This is a genomic window from Hymenobacter sp. IS2118 (assembly GCF_000715495.1).
Classification (GTDB): domain Bacteria; phylum Bacteroidota; class Bacteroidia; order Cytophagales; family Hymenobacteraceae; genus Hymenobacter.
Window position 1 is genome coordinate 1 of record NZ_JNLX01000154.1, and the last position, 13,792, is coordinate 13,792.

The 13,792-nt window shown below is 61.1% G+C and carries 12 protein-coding genes and 1 pseudogene; 5 read left to right on the forward strand and 8 right to left on the reverse strand.

Annotation, left to right across the window (positions count from 1 at the left end; all coding sequences use genetic code 11):
* From GM79_RS26565 to GM79_RS15885, 5 genes and pseudogenes are all read right to left on the reverse strand, one after another.
* Nucleotides 1–732: pseudogene (locus tag GM79_RS26565) on the reverse strand (IS5 family transposase); the annotation flags it as partial.
* Between the two features lie 96 nt (nt 733–828).
* The gene (locus GM79_RS25550; protein WP_161787196.1) at nt 829–996 is read right to left on the reverse strand and encodes a hypothetical protein; all 168 of its coding nucleotides are present in this window, start codon (nt 994–996) and stop codon (nt 829–831) included.
* A 158-nt stretch (nt 997–1,154) separates the two neighbouring features.
* Nucleotides 1,155–1,289, reverse strand: a complete 135-nt coding sequence (locus tag GM79_RS26270; protein WP_262489461.1) for a hypothetical protein — start codon at nt 1,287–1,289, stop codon at nt 1,155–1,157.
* Between the two features lie 412 nt (nt 1,290–1,701).
* Nucleotides 1,702–2,736 (reverse strand): hypothetical protein, encoded by a 1,035-nt coding sequence (locus GM79_RS15880; RefSeq protein WP_035565779.1) that lies wholly within the window; start codon nt 2,734–2,736, stop codon nt 1,702–1,704.
* A gap of 119 nt (nt 2,737–2,855) precedes the next feature.
* Nucleotides 2,856–3,110, reverse strand: coding sequence for an acyl-CoA-binding protein (locus GM79_RS15885; RefSeq protein WP_035565781.1), 255 nt, complete (start codon nt 3,108–3,110; stop codon nt 2,856–2,858).
* Nucleotides 3,111–3,183: 73 nt separating this feature from the next.
* On the opposite strand from GM79_RS15885, the gene GM79_RS15890 reads away from it, so the two are divergent.
* The 4 genes from GM79_RS15890 (at nt 3,184) to GM79_RS15910 (ending at nt 7,682) form a co-directional block, all read left to right on the forward strand.
* Nucleotides 3,184–4,479, forward strand: coding sequence for a metal-dependent hydrolase family protein (locus GM79_RS15890; RefSeq protein WP_081867810.1), 1,296 nt, complete (start codon nt 3,184–3,186; stop codon nt 4,477–4,479).
* Between the two features lie 196 nt (nt 4,480–4,675).
* Nucleotides 4,676–5,866, forward strand: a complete 1,191-nt coding sequence (locus tag GM79_RS15900; RefSeq protein WP_051718964.1) for a zinc dependent phospholipase C family protein — start codon at nt 4,676–4,678, stop codon at nt 5,864–5,866.
* Between the two features lie 259 nt (nt 5,867–6,125).
* Nucleotides 6,126–6,866: a peptidylprolyl isomerase gene (locus GM79_RS15905; RefSeq protein WP_035565785.1), complete on the forward strand. Its 741-nt coding sequence runs from the start codon at nt 6,126–6,128 to the stop codon at nt 6,864–6,866.
* Between the two features lie 69 nt (nt 6,867–6,935).
* Nucleotides 6,936–7,682, forward strand: a complete 747-nt coding sequence (locus tag GM79_RS15910) for a DUF4184 family protein (RefSeq protein WP_035565787.1) — start codon at nt 6,936–6,938, stop codon at nt 7,680–7,682.
* A gap of 10 nt (nt 7,683–7,692) precedes the next feature.
* On the opposite strand, the gene GM79_RS15915 is transcribed toward GM79_RS15910, so the two are convergent.
* The 3 genes from GM79_RS15915 to GM79_RS15925 all read right to left on the reverse strand — a co-directional run bounded on the left by GM79_RS15915 (nt 7,693) and on the right by GM79_RS15925 (nt 12,619).
* Complete coding sequence (locus GM79_RS15915) at nt 7,693–8,088, reverse strand: BLUF domain-containing protein (protein ID WP_051718966.1); 396 nt, start codon at nt 8,086–8,088, stop codon at nt 7,693–7,695.
* Nucleotides 8,089–8,262: 174 nt separating this feature from the next.
* Nucleotides 8,263–10,374 (reverse strand): M13 family metallopeptidase, encoded by a 2,112-nt coding sequence (locus GM79_RS15920; RefSeq protein WP_035565789.1) that lies wholly within the window; start codon nt 10,372–10,374, stop codon nt 8,263–8,265.
* Nucleotides 10,375–10,546: 172 nt separating this feature from the next.
* Nucleotides 10,547–12,619: a M13 family metallopeptidase gene (locus tag GM79_RS15925; protein WP_035565791.1), complete on the reverse strand. Its 2,073-nt coding sequence runs from the start codon at nt 12,617–12,619 to the stop codon at nt 10,547–10,549.
* 140 nt (nt 12,620–12,759) lie between these two features.
* Here GM79_RS15925 and xseA point away from each other — a divergent pair.
* Nucleotides 12,760–13,792, forward strand: a 1,033-nt coding sequence (gene xseA / locus GM79_RS15930; RefSeq protein WP_051718967.1) for an exodeoxyribonuclease VII large subunit, incomplete at its 3' end; no start/stop codon positions are given.

A 13,792-nucleotide genomic window follows, 5' to 3' on the forward strand; every position in this document is an offset into this window, starting at 1 on the left:
AGGAAACGATGGTCTTCTCGTAGCGGGTGGCCAAGCGGCGATACTGCTTCATGCGTCCGAAAAAGCGTTCGATTTTGTTGCGGTCGCGGTAGGCATTCTCGTCCAGGGGCAGCGGTTGGGTGCGGTTGGGGTGGCTGGGGATGACGGCTTGAATACCGCGTTGAGCGCAATAGGCGCGGGTTTGGTCGCTGTCGTAGGCCGTGTCGGCCACTACCTGGCCCACGTCGAGGCCGTCGAGCAGGGGCAGCGCCTGCGGGCTGTCGCCGGCCTGGCCGGGGGTGGCGAGCAGGCGCACCGCGTTGCCCAGCGACTCGACGCAGGCGTGAATTTTGGTGCTCATCCCGCCCCGGCTGCGGCCGAGGCACTCGGTCTGAGCGTCGCTTTTTTTTGGCCCGCCGCGTGCTGGTGCGCCCGCACGATGGTCGAGTCGAGCAGCACCCAGTCCAGCTCCGGCGCTTGGACGACCTGGAAAAGGCGGCGCCAGACGCCTTTTTCGGCCAGCCGGCGGAAGCGTTTGCGGGCCGTGTCGGACTTGCCGAAGCGTTCGGGCAGGTCGGCCCACGGGCAGCCGGTGCGCATTATCCACACCACAGCGTTGAAAAACAGCCGGTTATCGACGGCCGTCGCCCCGCCATCGGCGGCCTTGCCGGAGAGGTGCGGGGCAACCAGGGCCCAGGTAGCATCAGAAATTTCGTGACGGCGCATGCTGAAAAGTAAATAAGCAGTAAACATATAGCTGATTTCTTATTGTCCTCACGCCCTAGCCTTATTAAGCAAAAAAGTCGCTGGCGGGGCTGCCAGCGACTTTTAAGGGTGCCTTAGCCCTACTTAGGGGCTGCATTCGGGCCGTGCCCGGCAATATACTATCATGCTGGCTTTTTTGTAGTTCGCCACCATGTCTGGCAGGTCGTCTACCAGGTTGGGCACCCGCACGTCGAGGCGTTTCAGGGCGTTACGAACGGCCCCCAGGGCGGCCACGGCCTGGGGGCGCTGCACCGAGCGGCCGTAATAGCCTAGCGAGCGGTGTCCAGCAGCGGCACGAAAAGCTTGATTTTCTGGTCCAGCAGGGCCCGCTGCGCGGCCGTCACGCGCTCATCGGCCAGGGCGGTGGTTCGGGCGAGGGCCTGGGTATGCAGTTCGCGCAGGGCATCGGCCTAGGGCTGGCTGCGCAGCTCGTCGAGGATGGTGCGGGTGTGGGCGGCCAGCTTGGCTAGCGCCGGCTCGAGCGCATCGAGCTGCACGGCCTTGAGTCCCCGTAGCACCGGCATGGCGGCATCGAGCACGGCCACCTCGGCCAGTTCTTAGGCCTATGTGTAGCCGGTGCTGCCGCCGCCAGCTAGGGTTTGGGCACGAGCATCGGCTAGGGCCAAGGCAGCTTCGAGGGCTTCGAAATCGGGCACAATCTTAGGGTAGAGCGGGGCCTACTGCGGACGGGACCCTGCCAGCAGCTTGCGCACGTTCAGCGCGATATTTTGGAAATTAATCTGCTCGTTGGTCATACGTAAAAGGAGTTGGCAAGGTGGAAATTGGAATTTACCCCATGAACATACGTATTCGTCCGCGCCGAGCCCCGATTCGTTGCCCCGAGTAGGATTTCGCCAAGCCCGAGCACTCAGTTGCCGTCCCAAATAGAATTTCGCCGGCCTCGAACAGAATTTAATATAGCCCGAGTAACATTTCGTCGGTCGCCGCTCCTACCCCTCATGCCGGCTTGGCCCCTACTCCCAGCATCAGCCAGAGGTTTTGGCGCACGATGTCGCCCATCGAGTCGCACTTGTCGAACGCCTCGGTGTGGTGGAAGCGGTTGAGCTCGGCTTTGAGCTGCGTTACTTTTTGGGGTGGGGCCAGCTGGTGGCCGCGCATTACGTCGAGCAGGTCGCGCAGGCGGTGGCGCTCGGCGCGGGCGCGGCGGGCCATGAGGGCGCGTTCCTCGGTTTGGTACTGGCGCACGGTTTCGGGCTTGAGCAGCTGGGCGCACATGGCCACCACATCGGCATTATCCTTGAAAAACTGCGGCAGGTACATGATGCGCCGGCCCTCGTAGCTCTGCTGGTCGAAGTCGATGGCCCGCACGCGGTACTGCTCGTCCTCGAAGTCAGGCGTCACGTCGATTACGTAGTTGTAGGCGCGCATGTCGCCGAGCAGGCGCACAAAGCAGCGCTCGTTAAATTTCACGAACTCCTTAGCAATGCGGACCTGGTTGATGTGCGGCTGGTTGAGGCGCAGGCGAATAAAATCGTCGCCGGGAATGCCGGCAATGTGCTCCTCAATCAGGGTGTCGCCGCTCACCAGAAAGTTCATGGAATTGGGCGAGAGCAAGTGCTCCAGCTCCAGACCGTAGAGGCGCGAAGCGTCGGCCCGCTTCACGTAGAAGTAGTCGTAGTTGTCGTTGAACTGGTTGACGATGCGCACCCGAAACGGGTTGGAGTTGCCGAACTGGCAGTAGTCAATACGGTCGGCCACGAGGTGCTCGCTGAACGACAGGTCGCCAGCCGTTTTCAGCAGCGCGTATACTGCCGTAAGGCCCTGGCTGAGCTCACGCAGCGTTTGGGGCTCAAAAAACACCGTTTGCCAGAGCGTGTCCTTGCCCGTGCGGTCGAGCAGCGGAAACGAGTTGCTGAAGTGCCGCAGCTCGTCGTAGGTCACGGGCAGCGGGGCCGCCCGGTCGTAGGTGCGCAGGTACTGGCGCAGCTTCGGCGTGAGCGGATACGCGGGCTTTTTGCGGGAAATATCCATGTTGTTTAGGGCAGGAGGGTATGGGGGTAAAAGGGTAGGAATTGGAGAAGAAAAACACACTATCTTGCCCCTCCTACCCCCACACCCTCCTACCCTCTTGCCCTAGAAAAACCCTCCTATTACCCGACCAGCTGAGTTACCAGGGCCACGTATTGCTGGCGTGCGTCGTCCTGGCTGGTGCCGCGCAGGCCGTTCCAGGCGTCGTATTTGGCAATGGCTTTGAAGTCGAAACCACCGGGCCGGTCGCCGGAAATGTCGCCTTCGGTGCCCTGCTTGTAGAGGGCGTAAAGCTGAAGCAGCACCGTGTTGGAGGGTTTGGAGGGCAATTGCTGGGCGCGCGCGCTGGCAGCGTCAAATTCTTCTTGCGTTATCATGAAAATGGGTAAAACAGAGGTTCTGGTAAGTGCTGAGCGCCGTTGTACCTTGGCAGCTCATTAATACAAACGTATGACGCGCAAATCTATTCCTGCCTGGGCCGTAGCGGCGCTGTTGCTGAGCACGCCGGCGGCTTTCGCCCAAAAAACCTACCTGCACTGCGGCCAGCTGCTGGACGTGCGCAGCGGCAAACTGCTGTCCCAGCAAACCATCGTAGTTGAGAAGGACCGGATTGTGGCCGTGCAAAGCGGCTACACCGCGGCCGGCGGGCCCCAGGACAAGGTTATCAACCTCGAAAACCGCACGGTGATGCCCGGCCTGATTGACTGCCACGTGCACGTAGAAGGCGAAACCAGCAAGGACAACTTCGTAAAGGAGTTCACCCAAAACCCTGCCGACGTGGCCTACGAAGCCATTGCCAACGTCAACAAAACGCTGATGGCGGGCTTTACCACGGTGCGCGACCTGGGCGGCTCGGGCGTGAACGTGAGTTTGCGCAACGCCATCAACCGCGGGCTCGTGGTGGGGCCGCGCATCATCACGGCGGGCAAGGCCATTTCGGGAACGGGCGGCCACATGGACCCCACCAACGGCTACCGCCTCGACCTGATGGGCGTGCCCGGCCCGGCCGATGGCATCATCAACGGGCCCGACCAGGGCCGGCAGGCCGTGCGCGAACAGTACAAGCGCGGCGCCGACCTCATCAAAATCGCCTCCACCGGCGGCGTGCTTTCGGTAGCCAAAGACGGCTCGGCCCCGCAGATGACCGAGGAAGAAATCCGGGCGGTGGTGGAAACCGCACGCGACCTGGGCCTGGCCGTGGCCTGCCACGCCCACGGTGCCGAAGGCATGAAGCGGGCCGTGCGGGCCGGCGTCACCAGCATTGAGCACGGCACGCTGATGGACGACGAAACCATGAAGCTGATGAAGAAATACGGCACCTGGTACGTGCCCACTATCACGGCGGGCAAGTCGGTGGCCGACTCGGCCAAAATCCCCGGCTACTACCCGGCCCTGGTTACGCCCAAGGCGCTGGCCATCGGGCCCAAGCTGCAGGGCACCTTTGGGCGGGCCTACAAGGCCGGGGTCAAAATTGCGTTTGGCACCGATGCGGCCGTGTTTCGGCACGGTGTGAACGCGCTGGAATTTGGCTACATGACCGAGGCGGGCATGCCGGCGGCGGAGGCCATTCGGAGCGCCACGCTGAGCGCGGCCGAGCTGCTGGGGCGCAGCAGCGACCTGGGCACGCTGGAAGCCGGCAAGCTGGCCGACATCATTGCCGTGGAGGGCAACCCGTTGCAGGATATCTCAGCCATGATGCGGCCCCGCTTCGTGATGAAGGCCGGCGTGATGTACCGGCAGGAATAAGCACTCGCGCTAAAGTAGCCGTAGCAAAAAGCTGTCATGCTGAGTTTGTCGGAGCATGACCACCCAAATACAATACGGTTGCTGCTGCACAGCCACTCCCGGAAGCAGGCACAGAGGCCGGGCATTTTGAATGTCAGGGCCATTGCCGAACTTTGGGAGGGCGTTTTTATTCAATCCGGCAATCTTTCCAATTATCATGAAAAAAACCTTATTGCCGCTGCTTTTGGCGGCCCTCGTGCTGGCCAGTGGCACCGCGGGTGCTTGGGGATTCTTCGGCCACCGCACCATTACGCAGGTGGCGGTGTACGAGCTGCCGGCTTCGATGCAGGCGTTTTATTACCGGCACATGACGGAGCTGGTGCGCCAAAGCACGGCCCCCGACGAGCGCCGCAACGACGACCCCACCGAGGCGCCCAAGCACTTCATCGACGTTGACCACTTCTCCGAGGACAACCCCTTTGGCAAGATGCCCCGGCAATACGAAAAGGCAGTAGCCAAATTCACGGCCGACACCCTGCAGAAATATGGCACCGTGCCGTGGGTTATCATCGAAACTAAAAACAAGCTCACCGAAGCCTTCCGGCAACGCGACACGGTGGGCATCGTGACGTACTCGGCCGAGTTGAGCCACTACATGGGCGACGCCTACGTGCCGCTGCACACCACCATCAACTACGACGGCCAGCTCACCGACCAAAAGGGCCTGCATAGCCTCTGGGAAAGCCAGCTGCCCGAGCGCTTCATCAACGACTACAAGCTGTTTGGAGACGAGGCCAAGTACATTAAGGACCCGCTGGCGGCGGTCTGGACCGTGGTGCAGGAGAGCTTTGGCTTCGTAGGCGAAACCTTCGACCGGGCCAGCAAGATTGAAAAAACCATGAAGCCCGACGTGCGCTTCACTTTTTCGCACCGCTACGGCAAAACCACGCGCCGCTACTCCGACGCCTTTGCCGACGAGTACGAAAAAGCCGTGGGCGGCATGGTGAGCTACCGCATGAAAATGGCCCCGACCATGATTTCCTCGCTCTGGCTCACCGCCTGGCAGGATGCCGGCAAGCCCAACCTCAACGAGCTGATGCACCTGGGCCGGCCCACCAAAGTGGAAAAGGAAAAGCTGACCGTGGAGCTAGCCGCCTGGAAAGCCAACACCCTGAGCCAAAATCAATTGCTGCTGGCCCAGCAAAAAGTCAAGAAAATAGAAGTTGCCGATGAAATTAAGCCCGCCAAAGACATGGGCGCGGCGCCCAAAGAAGTAAAAGAGGACGAGCCGGCTGAGCCCGCTCCGGAGGCCGAACCCGCTCCTGCCCCGGTTGTCGATAAGATGAAGGTGAAAACTAAAAGCGCGAAAGGCACCGAAAAAACCAAGCAAAAGGCCAGCGACTGGTAGGCGGTTAGTGGTCAGCTACCACTCAAAACAACTTATGCTAAAACGGCGGGTCATGCTGCGCTTGTCGCAGCATCGCTACAGACTAAGTAAACTCAACGTTTAGAGTTACCTATTCGGTAGCGATGCTGCGACAAGCGCAGCATGACTCGTTTTTTACAAGAAATCATTTAGCGACAGCTCGTCAATCACCGACAATCAGTGGTCAGTTGTTCATTAAAGGCGAAAACAACTACCTGCCTGACAACCCCCAACTACCCGTATGGCAATTTCTCCTCACTTCTGGCGGGCGGTTTTGGGCCTGGTATTTTTGGCGGCCTGCAACCAGGCACCGCCCGCTACGGACGCCCCGCAGGCGGCGACGCCCGTGCCCGGCCCTAATTTGGCCACGCTCACCGACAGTGCCGCGCCGGCTGCACTGCTGGCCTACGGCCGCCAATACCCTGGTTCGGAAGTGCTTGTTAAAACGCGTCTGGGCAATATTCGGGTGAAGCTTTATGACGACACGCCCATTCACAAAGCCAACTTCCTGCTGCTGGCCCGCAAGGGCGTGTTCGACGAAACCATGTTTAACCGGGTGGTGAAAGACTTTGCCGTGCAGGGCGGCCAAACCTACGGCGCCCGCACCATCCGGCTGAAGCGCTACCGCCTGCCGCCGGAGTTTCGACCCGCGCACTTCCACAAAAAAGGCGCCCTGGGCATGGCCCGCTACGACGACGAGCAGAACCCCGGCCGCCTGTCCTCGAACACCGATTTTTACTTTGTGGTGGGCGAAAAGCTCACCCCCGCCCAGTCGCAGGCCATGGCCGGCCGCCGCCTCAGCCCGGCCCAGGTAGCTGCCTACGCCACCACCGGCGGCGTGCCTTCGCTCGATGGCCAGTACACGGTTTTCGGCGAAATAATCGAAGGCCAGGACGTCATCGACAGGATTGCCAACGAACCCGTGGAGTCCGACAAGTGGCCCATCAACGACATTCCCATTAAGGTGGAAGTCGTGAAATAAACAGCTTTAGTGAAACGGCCCCGACACTAAAGGCGGCCTGATGCCGTTAAAGCGAGCTTATTCCCAGCCATGCCCTTCACGTTTTCTCACCCAGCGGCGGTGTTGCCCTTGCTTATACTGCCGCGCCGCTGGCGCTCGGCCACGGGCCTGATAGTTGGCAGCATGGTTCCGGATTTTGAGAAGTTCATTCGCATGAGCTCGCACGACCCCTACAGCCACACCTGGCGCAGCATTTTCTATTTCAACCTGCCGCTGGGGCTACTGCTGGCCTTTGTTTTTCACTTGGTGGTGCGCGATGCGCTGATTGCGCATCTGCCCGGTTTTTTACACGCCCGGTTTCGCCGGTTCGCGGGGTTCGACTGGGCGGCGTATGCCCGACAGCATGCCGGCGTGGTGGCGGTTTCACTTCTGGTGGGCACCGTTTCGCACATCCTAATCGACAGCTTCACCCACGTAGATGGTCGGGGCGTGCAGCTGTTTCCGGTGTTGCGGGAGTGGGTGTTTGAGGGCGATGCCAACATGCGGTTCTACTCAATGCTGCAAAAGCTGTTTTCGGTAGTGGGCGGGCTGGCGCTGGCGTGGTATCTGTGGCAGCTTCCTCACGAGAACCCTATCCTGCCCCGGCGCAATACGGTTTTTTTCTGGGGCTCGGTGGCTGCTTCAGGTGTGGCAGTGATGGTGCTACGGCTTCAGCTCGGCTGGGCCGTGGGCTTCGACAACTTTTACCACGGCTCCATTATCCTGATTTCGGCGGCGCTGACCGGGCTGGTGCTGGTTTCGGCGCTGGTTAAAATGCAGGGGTATTTCAGCACGTAGGGCTGCTTAGCTACCAGGCATCCGAAGCCATAAAGGCTTCGAGCAGGGGCGCCAGGTCACTGGCAGGACCCGAGGCGCCGGACAGTCGCTCCAGATGCTGCTGAAAGTCGCTGCTGGCAACGGCCCGGAACCGCATCGACCAGTCAGCGAAGGCGCGTTCGGGCACCGGGCCATCAGCAAGCTTGGTTACGCCCCGGTGCCGCGCATCTGCCGCAATGCGGCTGAAAAGGGCCTGCACCTGCGCCTGCTCGCCCTCCAACACCTGCATAATATCACCTTCGCTATACATGAGCACGCCCGTTAGGCCCAAGCGGGCATTGGTGGCGCGCCAATGGGCCAGCAGCTGGCGCAGCTCGGTTTCGGCAAATGGCAACGTGGCCGTACTGGTGTAAACGAGGTGGTGCATTCAGGCGCAGATGTTCAACATAATCTCAAAAATAGGCATTTATGCACGTTCTGACAACCTCGTCCGTTACCGCTGCCACATAAAAAGGCCCGCTCCCAAGGGGAAACGGGCCTTCTTCTATCAGGAGGGAAAACAGTTTTTCACTCTTGATTCAAGGAACTTCCTGCAAATAGCTTACCAGATTTTGGCGCGGTCGGCAGTAGAGCGCACCATTTTGCTACCATCCTTGCAGCCAAAGGCCTCGTGGAACTCCGGAAAGTTTTGCAGCGGGCCGTTGGCGCGGAACTGGCCGGGCGAGTGCGGGTCGGTCTGCACCTGCTGGCGCAGAGCTTCGGGCCGCATGTTCACCCGCCAGATTTGGGCCCAGCTCAGGAAAAAGCGCTGCTCGGGCGTGAAGCCGTCGATAACTTTGCCGGCCTTGGCCTGGGGCGTTTTCTTGAAGGCGGCGTAGGCAATGGTGAGGCCGCCGAGGTCGGCCAGGTTTTCGCCCATCGTGAGTTTGCCGTTCACGAACACCGAGTCCATGGGCGAGAAAGCGTCGTACTGCTTGCCCACCACCGCGGCTTTGGTCATAAACTTCTCGCCGTCTTCCTTGGTCCACCAGTCGCGCAGGTTGCCCTGCGAGTCCACCTTGCGGCCCTGGTCGTCGAAGCCGTGGGTCATTTCGTGGCCAATCACGGCGCCGATGCCGCCGTAGTTCACCGCGTCGTCGGCCTTGGGGTCGTAGAAGGGCGGCTGCAGGATGCCGGCCGGGAACACAATTTCGTTCAGGCTGGGGCTGTAGTAGGCATTCACCGTGGGCGGCGTCATGCCCCAGACAGAGCGGTCCACGGGCTTGCCGAATTTGGTGAGGTTGTCGTTGGTACCCCACTCAGAGGCCGCAAACAGGTTGTTCAGGGCGCTTTCGCGGCTGATGGTCAGCTTGGAATAGTCCTTCCACTTATCAGGGTAGCCAATCTTCACCACAAAGGCGTTTAGCTTTTTCAGGGCTTCGGCTTTGGTGGCGGCGCTCATCCAATCGGTGGCCTGAATGCGCTCAGCGTAAGCTACGCGCATGTTTTCCACCATGGCTTTGGCTTTGGCTTTGGCGGCGGGACTAAAGTCCTCGTCGACGTAAATCTGGCCGAAGGCTTCGCCCAGGGCGCCATCCGTAGCGGCAAAGGCGCGGCGCCAGCGCGGCTGAGGCTGCTTGGCGCCCGTGAGCACCTGCGCAAAGCGGAACTCTTCATCGACAAAAGCCTTGGGCAAAGCTGATACCACCGATTCGACCAAATGCCAGCGCAGGTACTGCTTTTGGTCGGCCACGGGCTCCTCCTTCATCATAGCGCTGGCTTCCTTCAGGTAGTCGGGCTGGCCCACGATGATTTCCTTGGCCTCAGCCAAACCGCTTTCCTTGAGCCGCAGGGGCAGGTTCAGGTTGGGGTAGTCGGCCACGGCCTGCGCCACGGTCATCTTGTTGTAGTTGCTTTCGCGGTCGCGCAGGGCCACCCGGTCGCGGCTGGCCTTGGCCATGCGCGTTTCCATGCGCATCACGGCGTCAGCATTTTTCTCGGCCGTGGCCTGGTCGTCGCCCAGCATCTTCAACAGGTTCACCTGGTAGTTGCGGTAGGCGGTCCGGATGGTTTTGGAACGCGCGTCGTCCTTGAGGTAATAGTCGCGGTCGGGCAGCGTCAGCCCGCCCTGCCGCATCTGCACGGCATAAACGCTGCTGTTCTTGCTGTCCTGGCCCACGCCAAAGCCGTACCAGCCTTTGCCAATGTTTTTGGGGTTGGCCAAGTAAGCCTGCACGCCGGCCACGTCCTGAATGGCGCTGATTTGGTTGAGGCGGGGCTGCAGGTACTTCAGGCCGGCCTTTTCCACGGCCACGCTATCCATGGCCGCGGCGTAGAAATCGCCCACTTTCTGCATGTTCGAGCCGGGCTTGGCTGTGCGGTCAGCAGCAGCTTTTTCCAGGATGCGCCGGGCTACGCCGCGGTTGCGGTCCCCTAGCTCATTAAAGGAACCCCATCTGGTTTCGGATGCGGGAATCGGGTTGTTTTTTATCCAGTTGCCGTTGGCAAACTTGAAAAAATCGTCGCACGGCTCCACCGAGCGGTCAAGGTTGGCCAGCGTAACGCCCACGCCCGACTGGCCCGTAGTAGTCGGCACCGTAACCTTTTTCTTGGTGGTGGCGGAATTAGTTTTCGTCTTGGTTTTCACCTTGGTCTGGGCCTGGGCCGCACCGGCTACCAAGCCTAACAGCGCCGCCGAAAATGCCGCGCGTCGCACAAAAGAGAATTGATGCATTTGAGTTGAGAATGAGTGAAACATTACGAACTGCAAGGTACAACCCCGCGGTTCGGCTTAAAAATTTCAAGAAAAACGAAGGAAGAATGAAGGATTAGCAATAATGCCAAGACCATCATTCTTCCCCATTTGTTTTATTGACTACGAGTGCAGCGCTCGTAACCCAAACGCGCTACCAGATTTTGGAGCGGTCGGCCGTGGGCCGCATCATTTTGCTGCCGTCTTTGCAACCGAAGGCTTCGAAGAATTCCGGCATGTTCATCAGCGGGCCGTTGGTGCGGAACTCGGCGGGCGAGTGCGGGTCGGTCTGCACTTGCTGGCGCAGGGCTTCAGGACGGGAGTTGTTGCGCCAGATTTGGGCATAGCCCAAGAAGAAGCGCTGCTCGGGCGTGAAGCCGTCGATGGTTTTGCCGGCCTTGGCCTGGGGCGTTTTCTTGAAGGCGGCGTAGGCAATGGTGAGGCCGCCGAGGTCGGCCAGGTTCTCGCCCATCGTCAGCTTGCCATTCACGTGCACCGAGTCCAGGGGCATAAAGGCATCGTATTGCTTGCCCACGATGTCGGCTTTGGCGTTGAATTTGTCGGCGTCTTCTTTGGTCCACCAGTCGCGCAGGTTGCCTTGCGAGTCGTACTGCCGGCCCTGGTCGTCGAAGCCGTGGGTCATTTCATGGCCAATCACGGCGCCGATGCCGCCGTAGTTCACCGCGTCATCGGCCTTGGGGTCGTAGAACGGCGGCTGCAAAATACCGGCCGGGAACACAATTTCGTTCATCGGCGGGTTGTAGTAGGCATTCACCGTGGGCGGCGTCATGCCCCACTCGTTGCGGTCGATGGGCTTGCCAAACTTGCTGATTTCGTCCTTGCTGGCCCACTCGCGGGCCGCCAGCAGGTTTTTCAGGTACGACTCCCGGCTCACGGTCAGCGCCGAATAATCCTTCCACTTGTCGGGGTAGCCAATCTTCACCACAAAGGCGTTGAGCTTGGTGAGGGCCTCCTTTTTGGTGCCCTCGCTCATCCAGTCCGTGGCCCTGATGCGGTCGGCGTAGGCCACGCGCAGGTTCTCAATCATCTCCTTGGCCTTTGCTTTGGCCGTGGGCGTGAAAGCTTTCTCCACGTAAATCTGGCCAAAGGCTTCGCCCAAAGCCCGGTCGGTGGCGCTGAGGGTGCGCTTCCAGCGGGGCTGCTGCTTTTTGGCGCCGCTCAGCGTTTGGGAGAAGCGGAAGCTTTCGTCGATGAAGGTCTGGGGCAGGGCGGCCGTTACGCTGCTCACCAGATGGAACCGCAGGTACTGCTTCTGGTCGGCAATGGGCTCCTCCTTGAGCATGGCGCTCACTTCTTTCAGAAACTCGGGCTGGCCGATAATCACCTCCTGGGCCGCAGCCAGGCCGTTTTCTTTCAGCGTGAGCGGCAGGGCCAGGTTGGGATAAGCGGCGTCGGCCTGGGCCAGCGTCATCTTGTTGTAGTTGGCGTAAGGGTCGCGCAGGTCCACGCGGCTCTTGCTGGCTTTGGCCAGGCGGGTTTCGATGCGAACCACGGCGGCGGCATTGGCTTTGGCCGTCGCCTCGTTGTCGCCGAGCATCTTGAAGGTGTTCACCAGATACGTGTCGTAGGCCGTCCGAATGGCTTTTGAGCGGGCGTCGTCCTTCAGGTAGTAGTCGCGGTCGGGCAGCGAAAGGCCGCCCTGGCCCATCTGCACCGCGTACTGGGTGCTGATTTTCTCGTCCTGGCCCACGTAGAAACCGTACCACACGCTGCCAGTGTGGGCTTTAGGGTCGGCCAGAAAGCGCTGCATTTCGCCCAGGTCCTTAATGGCTGCGATGCGGTTGAGGTGCGGTTGCAGGTATTTCAGGCCGGCGGCGTCGATAGCGACCGAGTCCATGGCCGAGGCGTAAAAGTCGCCCACTTTTTGCGCGTTGGAGCCTTTGGGCGCTTTGGGGGCATTCTTGGCGGCATCGTTCAAAATGCTGCGCAGGGTGGCGTTGTTGCGGTTGGCCAGCTCGTTGAAGGAGCCCCAACGCGACTCGGCGGCCGGAATAGGATTGTTCTTCAGCCAGTTGCCCGAGGCATAGCGGAAGAAGTCTTCACAGGGCTGCACCGAGGGGTCGATGTTGGCCACGGTGATGCCGACGCCTTTTTGAGCCGTGGCCGGGGCTTTTTTGGTGGTTTGGGCCATTGCGGCCGTGGTAGCCAGGCTGCCCAGGCCAAGCACAGCTAAGCTCAGCCGCCGTGCAATCGAAGTTAAATCCATGAAATGAGTATGGGGATGGGAAATGATGCCGTGAAGTTACAGACGCGCGCGTTTTGCCTGCGTTGCACGCCCACGACATTCTTAATATAAAGGCCGGCAGCGGGGGTTAGTTTCGCCCGCCTCGCCCGTACTTTGCACCAATGCCGCTCTACAACCGCCGCCCCGAGCTTCCGCCCCTTGCGCCTCCTCCCCCACTTGGCCTGGCCGACCTGCTGGGCCGCGTGCGCCAGGCGCTACAGCAGCAGCTTGCCGACTCCTATTGGGTAATTGCCGAAGTAGCGGAGCTTACCGCGCCGCGCTATGCCGGCGCCCACTGCTACTTCACCCTCACCGAGCAAACCATCGACAGCCGCGGCACGCCCGTGAAAGCGCAGGCCCGCGCCACGCTCTGGAGCCAGCGCTACCAGCAGCTGGCCCCGGCCTTCGAGCGCCATACCGGCCAGCCCCTGCGCGCCGGCCTTAAACTATTGCTACGCGTGCAGGTACGCTACCACGAGCAGTACGGCCTGAGCCTCGACGTGCTGGCCATCGACCCCAGCTACACGGTGGGCGAGCTGGCCTTGCTGCGCCTGAAAACCCTACGCCAGCTGGAAGAGAAAGGCCTGTTGGAGCGTCAGAAGCGCCTCGCGCTGCCGTTGGCGCCGCAGCGGCTGGCGGTTATTTCCTCGGCCACGGCGGCCGGTTTTCAGGATTTTGTGCAGCAGCTGGAAGAAGCGCCCTATGATTTTGCGCTCACCCTGTTTCCGGCTATGATGCAGGGCGACGAGGCGCCCGCCAGCATTCGGGCGGCGCTGGACGGCGTGCGCGCCCGGCGCGGGCAGTTCGATGCCGTGGTGCTGATTCGGGGCGGGGGCAGCCGTACCGACTTACTGGCCTTCGACGAATACGGGCTGGCGGCGGCCGTGGGGGCGTTTCCGTTGCCCGTGCTCACGGGCATTGGCCACGAGCGCGACGAAGCCCTGGTGGACCTCACCGCCCACCACGCCCTCAAAACGCCCACCGCCGTAGCCGTCTTTCTGGTGGAGCGGCTGGCCCGACTCGAAGCCGCTTTCCTGGGCTATGGCGAGCGGGTGGCGGCGCTGGCCCGCCGCCAGCTCGGCCAGCGCCACGCCCGCCTCGACCAGCTGAGCCGGCAAAGCCGCGACGCCGCCCACCGCCAGGTAGACGCTGCCC